Origin of the sequence: Aquipuribacter nitratireducens, assembly GCF_037860835.1 — a bacterium.
Lineage (GTDB): Bacteria > Actinomycetota > Actinomycetes > Actinomycetales > JBBAYJ01 > Aquipuribacter > Aquipuribacter nitratireducens.
This window is the reverse complement of sequence record NZ_JBBEOG010000001.1, coordinates 701,273-718,607: the sequence shown is the minus strand read 5'-3', so window position 1 is coordinate 718,607 and position 17,335 is coordinate 701,273. Positions and strand designations below refer to the sequence as shown.

The 17,335-nt window shown below is 75.8% G+C and carries 14 protein-coding genes; 6 read left to right on the top strand and 8 right to left on the bottom strand.

Annotated elements, in window-relative coordinates; all coding sequences use genetic code 11:
• Positions 1-24: 24 nt before the first annotated feature.
• The 7 genes from secA to mtrA form a co-directional block, all read right to left on the bottom strand.
• A complete protein-coding gene (gene secA, locus WAB14_RS03130; RefSeq protein ID WP_340267275.1) occupies positions 25-2,940 on the bottom strand; it encodes a preprotein translocase subunit SecA in 2,916 nt (971 codons plus the stop codon).
• Positions 2,941-3,008: 68 nt separating this feature from the next.
• Positions 3,009-4,262 carry a winged helix-turn-helix domain-containing protein gene (locus WAB14_RS03125; RefSeq protein ID WP_340267272.1) on the bottom strand — a complete coding sequence of 418 codons (1,254 nt, stop codon included), beginning with the start codon at positions 4,260-4,262 and terminating at the stop codon, positions 3,009-3,011.
• Positions 4,263-4,342: 80 nt separating this feature from the next.
• Positions 4,343-5,095 carry a ribosome hibernation-promoting factor, HPF/YfiA family gene (gene hpf / locus WAB14_RS03120; protein WP_340267270.1) on the bottom strand — a complete coding sequence of 251 codons (753 nt, stop codon included), beginning with the start codon at positions 5,093-5,095 and terminating at the stop codon, positions 4,343-4,345.
• A gap of 258 nt (positions 5,096-5,353) precedes the next feature.
• Positions 5,354-6,103 (bottom strand): ComF family protein, encoded by a 750-nt coding sequence (locus tag WAB14_RS03115; protein ID WP_340267268.1) that lies wholly within the window; start codon positions 6,101-6,103, stop codon positions 5,354-5,356.
• An 88-nt stretch (positions 6,104-6,191) separates the two neighbouring features.
• The gene (locus WAB14_RS03110) at positions 6,192-8,069 is read right to left on the bottom strand and encodes an LpqB family beta-propeller domain-containing protein (RefSeq protein WP_340267266.1); all 1,878 of its coding nucleotides are present in this window, start codon (positions 8,067-8,069) and stop codon (positions 6,192-6,194) included.
• Positions 8,066-9,817 carry an MtrAB system histidine kinase MtrB gene (mtrB, locus tag WAB14_RS03105; protein ID WP_340267412.1) on the bottom strand — a complete coding sequence of 584 codons (1,752 nt, stop codon included), beginning with the start codon at positions 9,815-9,817 and terminating at the stop codon, positions 8,066-8,068. Before mtrB ends, WAB14_RS03110 begins: the two co-directional genes overlap by 4 nt.
• The gene (mtrA, locus tag WAB14_RS03100) at positions 9,814-10,506 is read right to left on the bottom strand and encodes an MtrAB system response regulator MtrA (RefSeq protein WP_340267264.1); all 693 of its coding nucleotides are present in this window, start codon (positions 10,504-10,506) and stop codon (positions 9,814-9,816) included. Before mtrA ends, mtrB begins: the two co-directional genes overlap by 4 nt.
• An 86-nt stretch (positions 10,507-10,592) precedes the next feature.
• Between mtrA and WAB14_RS03095 the strand changes: the two genes are divergently transcribed.
• The 5 genes from WAB14_RS03095 to WAB14_RS03075 are packed head-to-tail and all read left to right on the top strand — an operon-like array spanning position 10,593 to position 16,014.
• Positions 10,593-11,777, top strand: a complete 1,185-nt coding sequence (locus WAB14_RS03095; protein WP_340267262.1) for a DUF7847 domain-containing protein — start codon at positions 10,593-10,595, stop codon at positions 11,775-11,777.
• Positions 11,774-12,454 (top strand): DUF4129 domain-containing protein, encoded by a 681-nt coding sequence (locus WAB14_RS03090; RefSeq protein WP_340267260.1) that lies wholly within the window; start codon positions 11,774-11,776, stop codon positions 12,452-12,454. Before WAB14_RS03095 ends, WAB14_RS03090 begins: the two co-directional genes overlap by 4 nt.
• A complete protein-coding gene (locus WAB14_RS03085) occupies positions 12,451-13,731 on the top strand; it encodes a DUF4350 domain-containing protein (protein WP_340267258.1) in 1,281 nt (426 codons plus the stop codon). Before WAB14_RS03090 ends, WAB14_RS03085 begins: the two co-directional genes overlap by 4 nt.
• Entirely contained in the window at positions 13,728-14,717 is a 990-nt protein-coding gene (locus WAB14_RS03080) for an AAA family ATPase (RefSeq protein WP_340267256.1), read from the top strand. The genes WAB14_RS03085 and WAB14_RS03080 overlap by 4 nt, the downstream gene beginning before the upstream one ends.
• 4 nt (positions 14,718-14,721) lie before the next feature.
• Complete coding sequence (locus WAB14_RS03075; protein ID WP_340267254.1) at positions 14,722-16,014, top strand: DUF58 domain-containing protein; 1,293 nt, start codon at positions 14,722-14,724, stop codon at positions 16,012-16,014.
• Here the strand turns inward: WAB14_RS03075 and WAB14_RS18210 are convergent.
• Entirely contained in the window at positions 15,992-16,360 is a 369-nt protein-coding gene (locus WAB14_RS18210; RefSeq protein ID WP_377002431.1) for a DUF805 domain-containing protein, read from the bottom strand. The two genes, WAB14_RS03075 and WAB14_RS18210, sit on opposite strands and share 23 nt — an antisense overlap.
• A gap of 246 nt (positions 16,361-16,606) precedes the next feature.
• Between WAB14_RS18210 and WAB14_RS03070 the strand changes: the two genes are divergently transcribed.
• A complete protein-coding gene (locus WAB14_RS03070) occupies positions 16,607-17,278 on the top strand; it encodes a LysE family translocator (RefSeq protein WP_340267252.1) in 672 nt (223 codons plus the stop codon).
• Positions 17,279-17,335: the final 57 nt, after the last annotated feature.

Sequence of the window (17,335 nt, the reverse complement as noted above, 5' to 3'; positions counted from 1 at the left end):
GCCGACGTGCGCGGCGCGGGCGGGTCAGCCCTGGCGCTTGTCCCGCTTCGCGGCGGCGCGGCGCTGGGCGCGGTTGGCGCCGTCGGCCCCGCCGCGGCCCGCCGGGCGGGCCCCGCTCGTCCCCGGCTCGCCGGGGGCCTCACCGTCGAGCGTGGGGGCGGTGTACGACAGCGCGCCGACGCGCTGGTCGAGGCCCGGGACGGAGAACGAGGCGGGGACCTCGGGCTCCGCCTCCGCGGCGGCGGCCGGTGTCTTGTCCGCCGGCTCCCCGGGCTCGGTCCCGGTCGGGGGCTGGGCGGGGGCCCCGGCTCCGCCGGCCGTGCCGCCCGTGGCGGCGCCGGCAGCGGCCGCACCCGCGGTCCGGGCACCGGCACCGACCGCGACGGGCTCGGACCCGCCGCCGTCGACGACCTCCACCCCGGCGGGCGGACGCTGCGGGGCGGCGGTGAGCTGGGCGGCGAAGACGAGCCGGACCGTCTCCTCCTTGATGCCCTCCGTCATCGCCTGGAACATGTCGAAGCCCTCGCGCTGGTACTCCACGAGCGGGTTGCGCTGGGCCATGGCCCGCAGGCCGATGCCGTCCTGCAGGTAGTCCATCTCGTACAGGTGCTCGCGCCACTTGCGGTCGATGACCCCGAGCACGACCCGCCGTTCGAGCTGGCGCATGAGCGCGGGGCTCATCTCCTCCTCGCGCGCGTCGTAGGCGACGCGGACGTCGGCGGTGAGCTCGTCGACGAGGACCTGCGGCGAGACGCCCTGCAGGCCGCCGTGCTCGGCGAGCACCTCCTCCTGCTGGACGCCCACCGGGTACACCGCCCGCAGGTCCTGCCACAGCTGGTCGAGGTCCCAGTCCTCGGCGTGCGGCTCGCTCGTGGCGGCGCGGACGTAGCCCTCGACGACGTCGGCGGCGAAGTGGCGGACCTCGTCGCCGAGGTCGGCGTGCTCCAGGACGCGGCGGCGCTCCTTGTAGATGACGGTGCGCTGCATGTTGAGGACGTCGTCGTACTTGAGGACGTTCTTGCGGATCTCGAAGTTGCGGGCCTCGACCTGCTTCTGGGCGCTCTCGATGGAGCGGCTCACCATCTTCGAGCGGATGGGCTCGTCCTCCGAGACCCCGGTCCGCTCGAGGAAGCCCTCGACGAGCCCCGAGTTGAACATCCGCATGAGGTCGTCGCTGAGCGCGAGGTAGAAGCGGCTCTCGCCCGGGTCGCCCTGCCGACCGGAGCGGCCGCGGAGCTGGTTGTCGATGCGGCGCGACTCGTGCCGCTCGGTGCCGAGGACGTAGAGACCGCCCGCCTCGAGGACCTTGTCGGCGTCGGCGGCCACGGCGGCCTTCGCCGTGTCCAGCTCGTCGGGCCACGCCGCCTCGTACGCCTCGGGGTCCTCGTTCGGGTCGAGGCCGCGGGCCCGCATCGCCTCGACGGCCATGAACTCCGCGTTGCCGCCGAGCATGATGTCGGTGCCGCGCCCTGCCATGTTGGTGGCGACGGTGACGGCGCCGGTGCGACCGGCCATGGCGACGACCGCGGCCTCACGCTCGTGCTGCTTGGCGTTGAGGACCTCGTGCGGGATGCCGGCCTTCTGCAGGGCCCGGGAGACCCGCTCGGACTTCTCGACGCTCGTCGTGCCGACGAGCACCGGCTGGCCCTTCTCGTGCCGCTCGACGATGTCGGAGAGGATCGCGCGGTACTTCGCGTCCTCGTTCTTGTAGACGACGTCGACCTCGTCGGCGCGGACCATCGGCCGGTTCGTCGGGATCTCGACGACGCCCATGCCGTAGATCTGGCTGAACTCCGTCTCCTCCGTCTTCGCCGTACCGGTCATCCCGGCGAGCTTGTTGTACATCCGGAAGTAGTTCTGGAGCGTGATCGAGGCCAGCGTCTGGTTCTCCCGCTGGATCGTCACGCCCTCCTTCGCCTCGATGGCCTGGTGCATGCCCTCGGAGTAGCGGCGGCCGGGCAGCATGCGCCCGGTGTGCTCGTCGACGATGTTGACGTTGCCGTCGATGACGACGTAGTCGCGGTCCCGCTTGTACAGCTCCTTCGCCTTGACGGCGTTGTTGAGGAAGCCGATGAGCGGCGTGTTCTCCGACTCGTAGAGGTTCTCCACGCCGAGGTGGTCCTCCACGAGGGCGATGCCGTCCTCGGTGACACCGACGGTGCGCTTCTTCTCGTCGACCTCGTAGTGGGTGTCGGCCTCCATCCGGGCCGCGAGCCTCGCGAACTCCTGGTACCACTTCTGCGGCTGCTCGACGGGCCCGGAGATGATGAGCGGCGTACGTGCCTCGTCGACGAGGATCGAGTCGACCTCGTCGACGATCGCGAAGTAGTGGTCGCGCTGCACGAGGTTCTGCAGGCTCTGCGCCATGTTGTCGCGGAGGTAGTCGAAGCCGAACTCGTTGTTCGTGCCGTACGTGATGTCGGCGGCGTACATCTGGCGACGCTCGGTCGGGGTCTGGCCGTTGAGGACGACCCCGGTCTCCATGCCGAGGAACCGGTAGACGCGGCCCATGAGGTCGCTCTGGTACCGGGCGAGGTAGTCGTTGACGGTGACGACGTGGACGCCGCGCCCGGTGAGCGCGTTGAGGTAGGCGGGCAGCGTCGCGACGAGGGTCTTGCCCTCACCGGTCTTCATCTCCGCGATGTTGCCGAGGTGGAGGGCCGCGCCGCCCATGACCTGCACGTCGAAGTGCCGGAACCCGAGGGTGCGCTTGGACGCCTCCCGCACCGCCGCGAAGGCCTCGGGCATGAGCCGCTCGAGCGTCTCCCCGTCGGCCAGCCGCGCCTTGAGCCGGTCGGTCTCCCCGCGCAGCTCGGCGTCGCTCATCGCGACGAACTCGTCCTCGATGGCGTTGACCTGGTCGGCGATCGTCGTCAGGCGCCGGAGGACCTTGCCCTCGCCCACCCGGAGCATGCGGTCGATGAATCCCACACGCGGCATCGTAGACGCCGGTCCGGGGCCCGGACCGCGACGTCGACCCACCGTCGGCCGTCGTCCGCCCGACCCCCTCAGCGGCCGGTGACCGCCCGGCAGGCCAGCGCGAGGGGAGCCGCCAGGTCCCCCAGCGGCTCGACGACGACGTCCGGGCACCCGAGCCAGCGCCCCACCCGCCCGCACTCGGCGGCGAGGGCGGCGACGTCGTCGCCGTCCGTGCCGGCCTCCGCCCAGGCGGCCCGGACGAGCAGCCGGCCGGCCCTGCGGTCCGCCTTGAGGTCGACCCGGGCGACGAGACGCCCGCGGTGGAGGAAGGGCAGCACGTAGTAGCCGTGGACCCGGCGGGCGGCCGGCACGTAGATCTCGAGCCGGTAGCGGAACCCGAAGAGCCGCTCCGTGCGGGGCCGGTGCCACACCAGCGGGTCGAAGGGCGCGAGCAGGACGCCCGGGCCCTCGACCGCGCTCGCCCGCGGCAGCGGGACCGCGGTGTGCCGCCACGCCGGGGCGTCCCAGCCCACGACCTCGACGGGGACCAGGTCGCCGGACTCGACGAGCGCGGCGACCGCGCCCCGTGCGTCGGCGGTGCGGAGCCGGTAGTGGTCGGCGAGGTCGTCGAGGGTCGCGACGCCCAGGGCGAGACCCGCCCTCCGGACCAGCTCGAGGGCCGCCTCCACGCGGTCCGGCCACGGCGTGCGCAGGGCCTCGGCGGGCCACACCCGTTCGGGCAGGTCGTAGCGGCGCTCGAACTGGGTGGTCCGCCCGGCACTCGTCACCTGCCCGGACCAGAAGGCCATCTCGACGGCGCGCTTGACGTCGGACCAGTTCCAGCCCCAGTGGTCGCTGCGGCGTCGGTGCGCGGGCTCGAGGAGCGCCTGGAGCTGCCGTGCGGTGAGCGGGCCGTCGGCGAGCGCCGCGACGACGTCGGTCAGCAGCTGGGGACGGCGGCGGGCGACGTCGAGCATCCCGCCCCACGCGCGTTCCTCGGCCTCGCGCATGCGGAAGCGGAGGGCGGCGAGCGCCCCGGCGGGGACGTAGGAGGCCTCGTGTCCCCAGTACTCCCACGCGACGGGCGGGCGCGAGGAGCTCGCCCGGAGCGCCGCGTCGAGGACGTCGGGCCGGTAGTCACCGAGGCGGGCGAGGAACGGCAGCAGGTGGGCGCGGGCGACGACGTTGACGGAGTCCACCTGGACGGCGCCGAGCCGCTCGACGAGGCGCCGCACGTGGCCGCGGTCGCTCGCGGCGCCCGGCCGAGGGCGCGCGGCCAGCAGTCCCTGCGCGCCGAGGGCGAGACGGCGGGCCTGGTCCGCGCGCAGCAGCTCTCGGGGCACCGGCGGATCCTCGCAGGAGACACCGACGGCCCCCGTCACCAGTGTCGGTGGCGGGGGCCGTCGGCGCGGGTCGGGTGCGCTCAGTCGTGGCCGGCCATCACCGGGACCTCGCTGCTGCGCTGCTCCGCCTCGTCGGTGGCGCGGTCGCTGAGCCGGATCACGCCGTAGCTCCAGCCCTTGCGCCGGTACATGGCGCTCGGCATGCCGGTGGCGGCGTCGACGAAGAGGTAGAAGTCGTGGCCGACGAGCTCCATCTCGTACAGCGCCTGCTCGGGGGTCATCGGCACGGCCGGGTGGACCTTCTCGCGGATCTCGACGGGCGAGCCGTCGAGGCCCGTCGCGCCGTCCGAGGACGCACGGTCGTCCGCCACCTCGCCCGGGGCGGCGTCGGCGCCCGCCTCCGCGGTCGGTGCGTGCCCGTTGAGGGCGGGTGCGGCCACCCCGGCGGCGACCTCGCGCTCGGCGTCGAGGTCGATGCCGTCCCAGCGCGCGCTGGCGCGGTGGAGGGGTTCGGGGGCATGACGTCCGTGGTGCACCTTGCGACGGTCCCGCGCGCGCCTGAGGCGTTCGTACAGCTTCGCGAGCGCCAGGTCGAGCGCCGCGTACGGGTCGCCGGCACGGGCCTCGCCGCGCACGACGGGTCCCTTGCTGAGAACCGTCAGCTCGATCCGGTGGGAGCTGCTCTGCTGCCGCGGGTTCTTCTCCTCGCTGACGACCGCGTCGACGCGGATGCAGCGCGGGCAGAGCTGCTCGACCTTCTCGACCTTCTCCTCGAGGTGGCGACGGAACCGGTCGGACACGTGGGTGTGTCGTGCGGTCACGGTGACGTCCATGGAGCCTCCTGAGTGCGTGGGTGCAGAGACACGTGCATCAGGTGGTGGCCCTGACGACGGCCGCCCGGACGGGTGCCGACGGTGCTCAGGACCGGGCGACCACCCCCCCGGGCCGGGCGGCGGACCGGCCGAGGACGCAGGAGGCCGCGGTCCCGAGGACCGCGGCCTGCTCCATGACAGAACGTTAGTCCCCCGTCGCGCCCGCGTGAAGCCGGGGCGGCGATCCGGGCGGCGATCCGGGCGGCGATCCGGGCGGCATCACGCGTGCGCCACGCTCGCGGTCCCCACGACCCGCGCCCCGGCCGCCCGGAGCGTCGCACCCGCCTCGACGGCGGTGGCACCGCTCGTCACGACGTCGTCGACGACCACGACGTCGCGGCCGGCGACGACACCGCCGAGACCGGGCCGCAGGCGGTGGGCACCGGTGAGGTTCTGCTCGCGCGCGACGCGCCCGAGTCCCGCCTGGTCGACGACACGGCGGCGCAGCGCGAGGGCCGGGACGGCGACCACGTCGGCGCCCGCGCGACGGAGACGGTCGGCGGCGTGCCCGGCGAGCCGCTCCCCCGGGCGGTCGCGACGGCGCACCACGGCCCGCCACGTCGCCGGCGGCGGGACGAGCAGCACGGGACCCCCCGCCCCCGGCAGGACCGGGGGGACCGGCGGGCCGGCGTCGTGGCGCGGACCGCCCTCCGCCGGCCACAGCAGCAGCGCGACGGCACGGGCCAGCGCGGCCGCCAGCACGTCGAGGACGTCGGTGCGGCCCCGCTCCTTGAGGCCCCCGACGAGCCCGGCGGCCGGCCCGCGCCACGACGCCGAGGCGACCGCCGGGGTGCCGTCGACCAGGATCCGGTGGAGCGCCGGCCCGGACAGGACCCGGTGGCGGCACGACGGGCACACCACGACGTCCGGGCACCCGCAGCCGGGGCAGGAGACCGGCAGGAGCACCCTCACGACACCGTCGAGACCGGCGAGCAGCGACCCGCCGACCGTCCCCTCGCCCCGACCCACCGCCTCAGCGTGGGCCGGGCGCCTCGTCCGCGTCGGGGGCGCCGTCGCCTGGGGACGACCCGCGGTGGCTGTGGACGGGACCCCCGCCTCAGCCGGGGTGCGCGGGCGACACCCCGGAGGCGCCGTCGATCCACAGGCTGCCGGAGCGGCGCAGCACGGTGCCGTCGGAGGTACCGACGACGATCGAGCGCTCCCCCAGCCCGCTCGACACCGTCACCGCTCCCGGGGTGGGTGCCAGCGGCTGGGCGGGACCGCCGACCTGGGCGAGGAACGGCCGCAGGGGCTCCTCGCCGGAGCGGCCGAGGACGACCACCTGGTCGTCGCCCACCCACGCCGCGTCGACGGCGTCGAGGACCTGCGGGGCGAGCCGGATCGCGGCCTCGGACAGCGACAGGGGCTGGTTGCCCGCGTCCCGGCGGACGCCCCTCACCTCCACGACGACCGACCCGTCGCGCCGCGCGACGACGACGACGACCCGTGTGCCGTCGCGGCTCACGCGCAGCGCCCGCACCTCGTCGCCGCTCGTCAGCCACCGCGCCTCGACCGGTTCGGTCGACGACGCCGCCGCGAGCACCCGGGGCGGCCCCCCGTCGGGGTCGGCGGACACCGTCCACAGCCAGCCGAGCGGCGGCGGGTCGAAGGAGGGCTGCGTGAGGCCGCTGCCGGTGACGAGCTCGACGGGCGGCGAGCCGGTCTGCTGGACCCACAGCGCCGTCCGGTCGGCGTCGAGCCCCGCGAACGTCTCCCCGTCGTACGACGCCGCGAGACCTGTGCGCACGAGGTCGGTGAGCGCCTCGGTGCCGTCGACCGGGGTCGCGCCGTCGAGGTCGAGGCGCAGGAGCTGCGCCCCGGGCGGGGCGACGGTACGACCGTCCGGCCCCACGGCCGGCTCGGTCTCGACGGGATCCGCGGTGGCGTCCGGCCCCTCCTCGCCGTCACCGTCACCGTCACCGTCGCCGCCCTCGCCGGGGGAGCCGGTTGCACCGCCCGTCGGCGCGCCCAGCACGTAGGGCCGGTCGTCGACCCCCGGGTCGACCCGCAGCTGGGTGCCCTGCAGACCGTCCTCCGGCTGCACGTCGGGCAGCGGGGCGCCGTCGACCGTCACCGACACGTTGCTGACGCCGGGCACCGCACGCAGCGTCTGCCGCAGCTGCGAGAGCAGGAGGGAGCGCTGGGCGCTGTCGGCGACGAGGACGTCGTCGGTGAGGTCGACGGTCGCGATGCCGTTCTCGACGGGGACGGTCGCGAGCCCCAGCCGCGTCCCCTCGGGGACGGCGGTCGTGAGCGCGCCGAGGTACGGGGCGCTCGGCCCGGCGAGCAGCGCCCGCACGAGGCTCGTCGCCGACGACGTCAGATGGGGGAACCAGCGGACGTCGGGCACGAGGTAGGTGCCGGTCGGGTCGGGGAACCAGACCCCGAAGTCGCTGAGCACGCGGTCGGCGTCGATCTCGCTGACGAGGACGCCCGTCGGCAGCTCGCTGATGCGCCACTCCCCCGCGACGCGCTCGAGCCGGTACACCTGCTCCTCGGTCGTCGGGCTCTGCGGCACGTAGCGGCCGTTGCCGTCGATGCGGGCGACGACGACGGCGCTGAGCCGGACGGTCGCCTCGTCGCCCTCGACGTCGGAGGACAGGACCTGGAGGCCCTGGTGCACGACCGTGCGGTCCGCCGGTCGCCAGTCCTCCGCACCGGGGGCGAGGAACTCCCGCGCGACGCTGTAGTCGTCGAGCCCGGCGACGGCGGCGAGGAACCCGGTGACGAGCTCGCGCTCGTCCGCACCGGGCACGGGTCCGGCGGCCGCCACCCGCAGCGCCGGCCGGACGCCCTGCTGGTCGACGTCGCCGCCGGCGACGACCCGCCCGGTCGTCGGCAGGCTCGCGCAGCCGGCGAGCACGAGCCCGAGCAGGACGGCGAGCACCGCGCGCACCGCCCGGGCCGCCCGCGCGCGCGGCGGCCGCGCGGTCACCGGATCACCTCCGCGTCGCGCGTGCCCGCAGGGTCGCCCGCGGCACCGGGAGGTACGAACCCGGAGGCGTCCGCAGCGTCCGCGACAGGTGCGTCCGGTGCGGCTGCCGCCCCCGTCGCTCCGGCGCCGTCCGTGCCGTCCGTGCCGTCCGTGCCGTCCGTGCCGTCCGTGCCGTCCGTGCCGTCCTCGGGGACGACGGCGAGGGGCCCTGCGCCCGGGTCGGCGCCGGCCCGTCGCGGCACCGTCATGAGGAAGTGCGCACCCTCCCCGGGACGCCCCCACACCTCGAGCCGGCCGCCGTGCAGGCGCGCGTCCTCCAGGGAGATCGCGAGGCCGAGGCCGGTCCCGCCGGTCGTCCGGGCGCGGGCGGGGTCGGCGCGCCAGAACCGGTCGAAGACCCGGCCGAGCTCCGCACCGTCGAGGCCGACGCCGTGGTCGCGGACCCCGACCCCGACCGCCTGCGCGTCCGCGGCGACCGTGACGGTGACGTCGGTGCCCTCGGCGTGCTCGACGGCGTTGCTCACGAGGTTGCGGACGACCCGCTCGACGCGGCGCCGGTCGACCTGCGCCATGACGGGCTGGGCCGGCGCGTGGACCACGAGCACGACGCCGCGCGCGTCGGCGATCGGCCGGGCGGTCTCGGTCGCGTGGCGGACGACGTCGGCGACGTCGACCGCCTCGGTGTCGAGCTCGGCGGCCCCGGCGTCGAAGCGGCTCACCTCGAGGAGGTCGGCGAGCAGCGCCTCGAACCGGTCGATCTGCGCCTGGAGGAGCTCGACGCTGCGGGCGAGGTCGGCGTCGAAGTCGTGCCGGCGGTCGTGGAGGAGGTCCGCGGCCATCCGGATGGTCGTGAGGGGCGTCCGCAGCTCGTGGGAGACGTCGCTGACGAAGCGCTGCTGCAGGTGCGACAGCTGCTCGAGCTGGACGATCTGCCGCTGGAGGCTCGCCGCCATGGCGTTGAAGCTGCGCGACAGCAGGGCGAGGTCGTCCTCGCCGCGCTCGGCCATGCGGACGTCGAGCTGTCCGCCGGCGAGCCGCTCGGCGGTCCCGGCGGCCTCGCGGACCGGTTCGACGACGAGGCGGGTGACGAGCCACGCGATGGCCCCGACGAGGAGGACGAGCGCGACCTGGCCGAGCAGGAGGGCGCGCTCGACGACGGCGAGGCTCTGCTGCTCCTGGTCGAGGCGGTAGACGAGGAACAGGTCGTGCTCGCCCGAGAGCGGCAGCTCGATGCGCTCGCCCACGGCGATGGCGGGGTCACCGTCGTCGGGGCCGCTGCTGCGCACCTGCAGCAGCTGGGCCTGCTGCCGCTCGGGGTCGTCGGTGACGGCCGCGCGCAGCTCCGGGGTGATGGTGCTGGGCAGCAGCCCGTCGCTGTAGGTGTCCCCGAGCCGGACGGCGCGCTCGTTGCCGACCGAGCGCAGGAGCACGACCTCCCGCAGCCGCTGCGCGCCCGCCCCCTCGAGGCGGGGCAGGAGGTCGTTGACGAGCTGCTGCTCGGCGGTGACGTCCTGGGCGGCGGCCTGGTCGAAGGCCTCCTGCACGCGGGCGGCCTGCGCGGCGCTCTCGACGAAGGCGACGCGGGTGCGCTGCTCGACGAGGCCGTTCGCGACGTCGTAGAGGACGAGCTGCCCGATGGCGACGACGACGACCGTGCCGAGCGACACGGTGAGGACGACGACCCGGACGTGGAGCGACCGGCGCCACCGCTGGGCGAGGGCACCGAGCGCGGCACGGAGGCGGCTCAGGACACCGGCTCCCTCGCGCTGCCGGCGCGGTAGCCGACGCCCCGGACCGTCAGCACGAAGGCGGGGTTCTCGGGGTCGCGCTCGATCTTGGCCCGCAGCCGCTGCACGTGGACGTTGACGAGGCGGGTGTCGGCGGCGTGCTGGTAGCCCCACACCTGCTCGAGCAGCGCCTCGCGGGTGAAGACCTGCCACGGCTTGCGGGCGAGGGCGACGAGGAGGTCGAACTCCAGCGGGGTGAGGGCGATGTGCTCGCCGTTGCGCTCGACGGAGTGACCGGGCACGTCGACGACGAGGTCGCCGATGCGCAGGACCTCCGGCGTCGCGGTGTCGCTGCGGCGCAGCCGCGCCCGCACGCGCGCGACGAGCTCCTTCGGCTTGAACGGCTTCACGACGTAGTCGTCGGCGCCGGACTCCAGGCCGAGGACGACGTCGACGGTGTCGGACTTCGCCGTCAGCATGACGATGGGCGTGCCGGACTCCGCACGGATCTGCTGCGCCACCGTGATGCCGTCGACGCCCGGCAGCATGACGTCGAGGAGCACGACGTCGGGCTTGCGGGCGCGGAACTCCTCCAGCGCCCGGGAGCCGTCGGCGCAGAACACCGGCTCCAGGCCCTCGCCCCGCAGCACGATCCCGAGCATCTCCGACAGGGCGGGGTCGTCGTCGACGACGAGTACGCGGCCACGCATGGCTCCCATGATGCGGCATCGAGGTGGCACGCAGGTGCACCCGGAGGGAGGACGCGCAGGTCGGGACGCGGGGTCGGGATGGCACGATGAGCGTCGTCGCGGTCGCGGGGACCGGGACGACGACGGGGAGGGACCGCGTGAGCACACCGGCGCCCGGAGGCACCGGCCCGGACGACCGCCCGCCCGCCGGCGGCTGGGTGACGCCCGAGACCGCGTCCCCGTGGACCCCCGCCGCTCCCCCGCCCCAGCCCGGTCCGCCCCCGCCGCAGGACCAGCGCGGCGTCGGGGGGTGGACCGACGTCCAACGCCGGCAGGGGCAGCAGCCGTACGGCAGCGTCCTCACGCGGCGGGGCATCGTGCCGCTGCGACCGCTCGGCTTCTCCGACTTCTTCGACGGCTCCTTCCGGGCCATCCGCCACAACCCGGCGGTCATGCTCGGGCTGACGGCGATCGTCCTCACCGTGACGAACGTCCTCGTCGCCCTGCCGCTCGGCGGGCTGGTCTCCCTGCCGACCTTCACCGACCCCGACGCCCCCGCGAGCGGGGACGACGCCGTCGCCGCCCTCGGGGTGTTCGCCGCGCTCGTCCCCGCCGGGTTCATCCAGTCGGTCGCGCTCGTCGTCCTCACCGGGCTGCTCATCCTCTCGGTCACGCAGAGCGCGGTGGACCGGAAGCTGTCGGCCGGGGAGCTGTGGCAGCGGGCGCGCGGCCGGGTCCTCGTCCTCGTCGGCTGGTCGCTGCTGCTGTCCCTCGGCGGGTCGCTGCTCGTCGCGACCGCGCTCGCACCCGGCATCACCCTCCTCGTGCTCGAGCAGGTCGCGGGCGGAGTCGTGAGCCTCGTCGTCCTCGGCATCGGGGTCGCCGTCCTCTCGGTCTGGCTCGCGGTGCGCCTCGTGTACGTCCCCGTCGTGCTCGTCGTCGAGCGGGCACGCCTCGTCGACGCCGTCCGCCGGTCGTGGCACCTCACCCGCGGTGCGTTCTGGCGCACGTTCGGGGTGCTCCTGCTCGCCCTCCTGCTCACGCAGGCGGTGTCGTCGCTGCTCGCCGCGCCGTTCTCCGTCGTCGCGGGGCTCGGGCTCGCCCTCGCGCCGTCACCCGCCGTCGGGGCGGTCCTCTACGTCGGCGGGGTCGCGCTCGGCTCGACCGTCGCGACCGTCGTCGTCGTGCCGTACCTCGCCGCCGTCACGGCGCTGCTCTACGTCGACCGGCGGATGCGCCTCGAGGGCCTCGACGTCGCGCTCTCCCGCGTCCTGGCGGACGAGCGGGCGTGACGGGAGCCCTCGCGGGCCTCGTCCTCCCGCTGTCCCGTGGGGTCGTGGAGCCCGACCGCGAGACGGCCCGCCGGTGGGCGGTGGAGGAGCTCACGCGGCCGGAGTACACGCGCGCCGAGCCAGGACTCGTCCAGCGGGTGCTCGGCTGGGTGCTCGACCGGCTCGAGGAGCTCCTCGCCGACGTGCAGGGCGTCGGCGGTACCGGTGGTCTCGTCGTCGCCGCGCTCGTCGTGCTCGCGGTCGTCGCCCTCGTCCTGCTCCTCGCCGGGCCGCTGCGGCGGCGGGCGCGGCGACGCGGACCGGCGGCCGCGGACCTGTTCGGCGGTGCCGTGCGCACGGCCGCCGAGCACCGCGCCGCGGCCGTCGCGGCGGCCCGGGAGCGCCGCTGGCGGGAGGCCGTCCAGGAGCGGTTCCGCGCCGTCGCCCGGTCGTTGGAGGAGCGCGTCGTCCTCGACGTGCGGCCCGGCCGGACCGCCGACGAGGTCGCGCGGGAGGGCGGCGCGCTGCTCCCGGACGCCTCCGAGGCGCTCACCTCCGCCGCCCGCGCGTTCGACGACGTGACCTACGGCGGCCGCGACGGCGACGAGGCCGCGTACGACGCGTGCGTCGCCGCCGACGACGCCACCGCCCGCGCCCGGCCCGGCGCGGTCGCGACGCGCGCGGGGGCGGGCACGTGAGCGGTCCCGCCGACCTCCTCGGGCTCGACCGCGCCCTCGACGTGCGCGACGACGAGGCCGACGCCCGCGACGAGGCCCGCCGGGAGCGCGGCGCCGGGGCGTGGTGGCGCCGGCACCGGACGCTCGTCCTCGTCGTGGTGGTCCTGCTGCTCGGGGTCGCCGTGTCCGTCGCCACCGCGACCGGCGCACCCGGGGAGCCGCTCGACCCCGACAACCCCGCCCCCGAGGGTGCGCAGGCGGTGGCGCGCATCCTCGAGCGGGAAGGCGTCGAGGTGCTCCGGCAGGACGACCTGGCGACCGTGCTCGCCGAGGCGGACGCCGACGAGACCGTCCTCGTCCTCGACTCCGAGGTCCTGCGTCCGGACAACCTGCGGGCGCTGCGCGGCACCGAGGCGCGGCTCGTGCTCGTGCAGCCCGGCCTGCCGACGCTGCGGGTCCTCGCACCCGAGCTGAGCCTCGGCGGGGCGGCGGCCGCGGAGGTCGTCGACCCGCAGTGCGACGCCCCGGACGCCGTCGCCGCGGGCGACGCGCGCGCCGGCGGGTCCCGCTACGTCCCGTCGGAGGAGGCCGTCCCCGGTGTCGACGGGGAGCAGCCGTCGCCTGACGCCGACGTCGTCGTCTGCTACCCCTCCGGGGGCGGTAGCCGCCCGGACGCCGGGTCGTACGCCGTCGTCACCGACGGCGACCGGCAGGTCGTCGTCCTCGGTCAGGAGGGGGTCCTCCGGAACGAGACCCTCGCGCAGGCCGGCAACGCCGCCCTCGCCCTCCGTGCCCTCGGTGAGGACCCCGTCCTCCACTGGTACCGGGCCTCTCCCCTCGACCCCGCCCTCGACGCCGGCGGCGAGCGGACCGTCTCGCCGCTCGAGCTGCTCCCGCGCTGGGTGCGGTGGGTCGGCATCCAGCTGCTCGTCGTCCTCGCCGTCGCCGTCGTGTGGCGATCGCGGCGCCTCGGCCGGCTCGTCCCCGAGCGTCTGCCCGCCGTCGTCCGCTCGGTCGAGACGACGGAGGGGCGGGCGCGGCTGTACCGCGCGGCGGGCGCCCGCGGCACGAGCGCCCGGGTGCTGCGCCGGGCTTCGGTCCGGCGCCTCGCGAGCCGGCTCGGCGCGGGCCGCTCGCCGGACGCCCGGGCCGTGGCCCGGCTCGCCGCGGACGCCACCGGCCGGGACCCCACGGCCGTCGCGACGCTCCTGCTCGGACCCGACCCCACCGACGACGCCGGCCTCGTCCGGCTCGCGGACGACCTCGACACGCTCGAACGAGAGGTGGCACGACGATGACCGACACGCAGACCTGGACGGGCTCCCCCGAGCCCGCCGCCGACCCGCGCGCGGCCCTGCAGCAGCTGCCGGTCGAGGTGGGCAAGGCGGTGGTCGGGCAGCAGGCGGTCGTCACGGGCCTCGTGATCGCGCTGCTGTGCCGCGGGCACGTGCTGCTGGAGGGCGTGCCCGGTGTCGCGAAGACCCTGACGGTGCGGGCGCTGTCCGCGGCGCTGCACCTGCGGACGACACGGGTGCAGTTCACGCCCGACCTCATGCCGGGCGACGTCACCGGCTCCCTCGTGTACGACGCACGGACCGCGGAGTTCTCGTTCCGCGAGGGCCCGGTGTTCACCAACCTGCTGCTCGCCGACGAGATCAACCGGACCCCGCCGAAGACCCAGGCGTCGCTGCTGGAGGCGATGGAGGAGCGGCAGGTGAGCGTCGACGGCACCCCCCGGCCGCTGCCCGACCCGTTCATCGTCGCCGCCACGCAGAACCCCGTGGAGTACGAGGGCACGTACACGCTGCCGGAGGCGCAGCTCGACCGCTTCCTCCTCAAGCTGACGATGCCGCTGCCCGAGCGCGACGCGGAGGTCGAGGTCCTCGCCCGGCACGCCGCCGGTTTCGACCCGCGCGACCTCGAGGCGGCCGGGGTGCGGCGGGTCGCGGGTCCGGACGACCTGCGCGCCGGGCGCGAGGCGGTCGCGCGGGTGCAGGTGGACCGGCAGGTGCTCGCCTACGTCGTCGACCTCGCCCGCGCCACCCGGGTGTCGCCGTCGCTGTCGCTCGGCGTGTCCCCCCGCGGGTCGACCGCCCTGCTGCAGACGGCGCGGGCGTGGGCGTGGCTCACCGGCCGCGACTACGTGACCCCGGACGACGTCAAGGCGATGGCGCGCGCCACCCTGCGGCACCGGGTGCGGCTGCGGCCCGAGGCCGAGCTCGAGGGCGTGAGCGTCGAGTCCGTCCTCGACTCGGTGCTCGCCGCGACGCCCGTCCCCCGCTGACGCCGTGGCGCTGACCGGGCGCGCGGTCCTCCTCGCCCTCGCGGGGGTGGTCGCGGTCGTCCTCGTCCCCGGCTGGACGAGCCTCCTCGGCTGGCTCGGTGTCCTGGTGGTCGCCGTCGTGGTCGACCTCGCGCTCGCGGCGTCCCCCCGCGCGCTCGCGCTCGAGCGGGAGCCGATGGCTGCCGTGCGGCAGGACGAGCCGACGGTCGCGTCCGTCGTCGTGACGAACCCGGGTCGGCGGCGTCTCCGCGCCGTCGTCCGGGACGCGTGGCAGCCCTCGGCCGGCGCCCAGGTCGCACGGCAGCGCCTCGACGTGCCGGCGGGCGAGCGGCGCCGGGTGTCGACGCCGCTGGTCCCGACCCGGCGCGGGGACCGGCTCTCCCCCGGGCTCGCCGTCCGCAGCCTCGGCCCGCTCGGGGTGGCGGCGCGGCAGCGCAGCCTCGACCTGCCGGGGCGGCTGCGGGTGCTGCCGCCGTTCCGGTCCCGCCGCCACCTGCCGAGCCGGCTGGCCCGGCTGCGCGAGCTCGAGGGACGCTCCGCGGTGCAGGTGCGGGGTCAGGGCACCGAGTTCGACTCGCTGCGCGAGTACGTCGTCGGCGACGACGTCCGCTCCATCGACTGGCGGGCGACCGCCCGCCGCTCCGCCGTGGTCGTCCGCACGTGGCGCCCGGAGCGCGATCGCCACGTGCAGCTCGTCCTCGACGCCGGGCGGAGCTCCGCGGCGCGGATCGGCGACGAACCCCGCCTCGACGCCGCCATGGACGCGGCCCTGCTCCTGGCCGCGCTCGCGTCCCGTGCCGGGGACCGTGTCGACCTCGCCGTCCACGACCGTCGCGTCCGGGCGCGGGTGGAGGGCTCCTCCCGGACGGACCTGCTCCCCCGCCTGGTCGAGGTCATGGCGCCGGTCGAGCCGGCGCTCGTCGAGCCCGACTGGTCCGGTGTCGCGGCGCAGGTGCTGACGCGGCTGTCGCGGCGCTCCCTCGTGGTGCTGCTGACGTCGTTGGACGCCACGAGCGTCAACTCGGGTCTCCTGCCGGCCCTCGGCCAGCTGTCGCGCAAGCACCTCGTGCTCGTCGCGTCGGTCGACGACCCCGCCCTGACGGCGATGGCGCGGCGGCGCGGGGACGTGACCGCCGTGCACGACGCCGCCGCCGCCGAGCGCGCCCGCCTCGACGCCGCGACGGTGTCGGCGTGGGTCGGCCGGCTCGGGGTCGAGGTCGTGCGCGGCGACGCCGACGACCTGCCCCCGGCACTCGCGGACCGCTACCTCGCGCTCAAGGCGGCGGGGCGGCTCTGAGGCGGAGCGGCTCCGGAGGCGGAGCGCGAGAGGTCACCGCTACGACGACACGCCGGCGTGTCGTGCGCGCAGGTGACCTCTCGGCTCGTACCTGTTGGGTCCGGCCCAGCTGTCGAAGGCGCAATGCGGAGAACGACCGGTCGTGGAGTTGTCGGACGGTGACGGCCAGGGTCGGGAGGAGGAGGGCGAGCCACGTGGCGCCCGTCAGCCACACGCTGTCGCCGCTGGGGTCCACCTGCAGCTCGACGGCGATGGCCAGGACGTAGACGGCGAGTGCGGCGAGCGTCCACCACCAGAACTCCGAGCGCCTGGCACGGCCGGACCACGTGAAGGTCTTCCGGAGCACTGCCCGAACGGCGACGACCGGGCCGAGCCGACCGCCCGCGTCAGCGGAGTCGCCCGACGCGAGGTCGGAGGATGGACGTCCTGTCCGGCTCACACCGGGGATGGTCCCCTGCGCCAGCCGTGAGGGTGCCGTGTTCGTGCGTCGTCACCCGGTCGTCCGGCGACGGCGCGGCGGACCGGGGCCGGACTCTGCGGATGCGCCGAACCGGCGTGGCGACTCTGGCGCCCGCAGTGTCACGATCCGGTGGTGGACCTCCTCGTCGTGCTGCCGGCGTTCCTCGTGGCGGTGGTTCTCATCTCGGCCTCGCCGGGTCCGGCCATGGCCCTGATCCTCCGCCGGGCCGCACTCGACGGCTGGCGTGGTGCGGTGCCGACGGTGCTGGGGCTGGAGCTGGGTCTGTACGTGTGGGCACTGGTCGCCGCTGCCGGCTTCGCCGCCCTGGTCGCCGCGTCCGAGGCTGCGTTCCTCGTGCTCCGCGTCGTGGGGGCAGGGGTCCTCCTGTACCTCGGTGTGAGGGCCTGGGTGAGGCTGTGGCGGGACCGCCCTGCGCCGTCGGCGGGGCGACGATCGGCGCCGGGCTCCGACAGCCACGCAGTCGTCGCGACCCTCGGCCGACGGCAGTGGCTCACCCGCTTCGGTGAGGGGGCCGCCGTGCAGCTGGCCAACCCGAAGGCCGCCGTCTTCATGATCGCGTTCTACCCGCAGTTCATCCCGGCCAGCCGACCGCTGTTCGCGACGACCGCCCTGCTGGCGCTGCTCCAGGTGCTGGTCGAGACGCTGCTCTATCTCGGTCTCGCCATGGGCGTCAGCCGCGCGGGCACGTGGTTCCGGCGCCGGTCGGTGAGGCGCCGCCTCGAGGGTGTGAGCGGCGCCGTGCTCATCGGCCTCGGGGTGCGCGTCGCCCTCACGAGCCGTTAGCGCTCGCCGTGACGAGGACGGGCTCCCGGCCTTCGCCCCAGCGGTCCGCCACCAGCG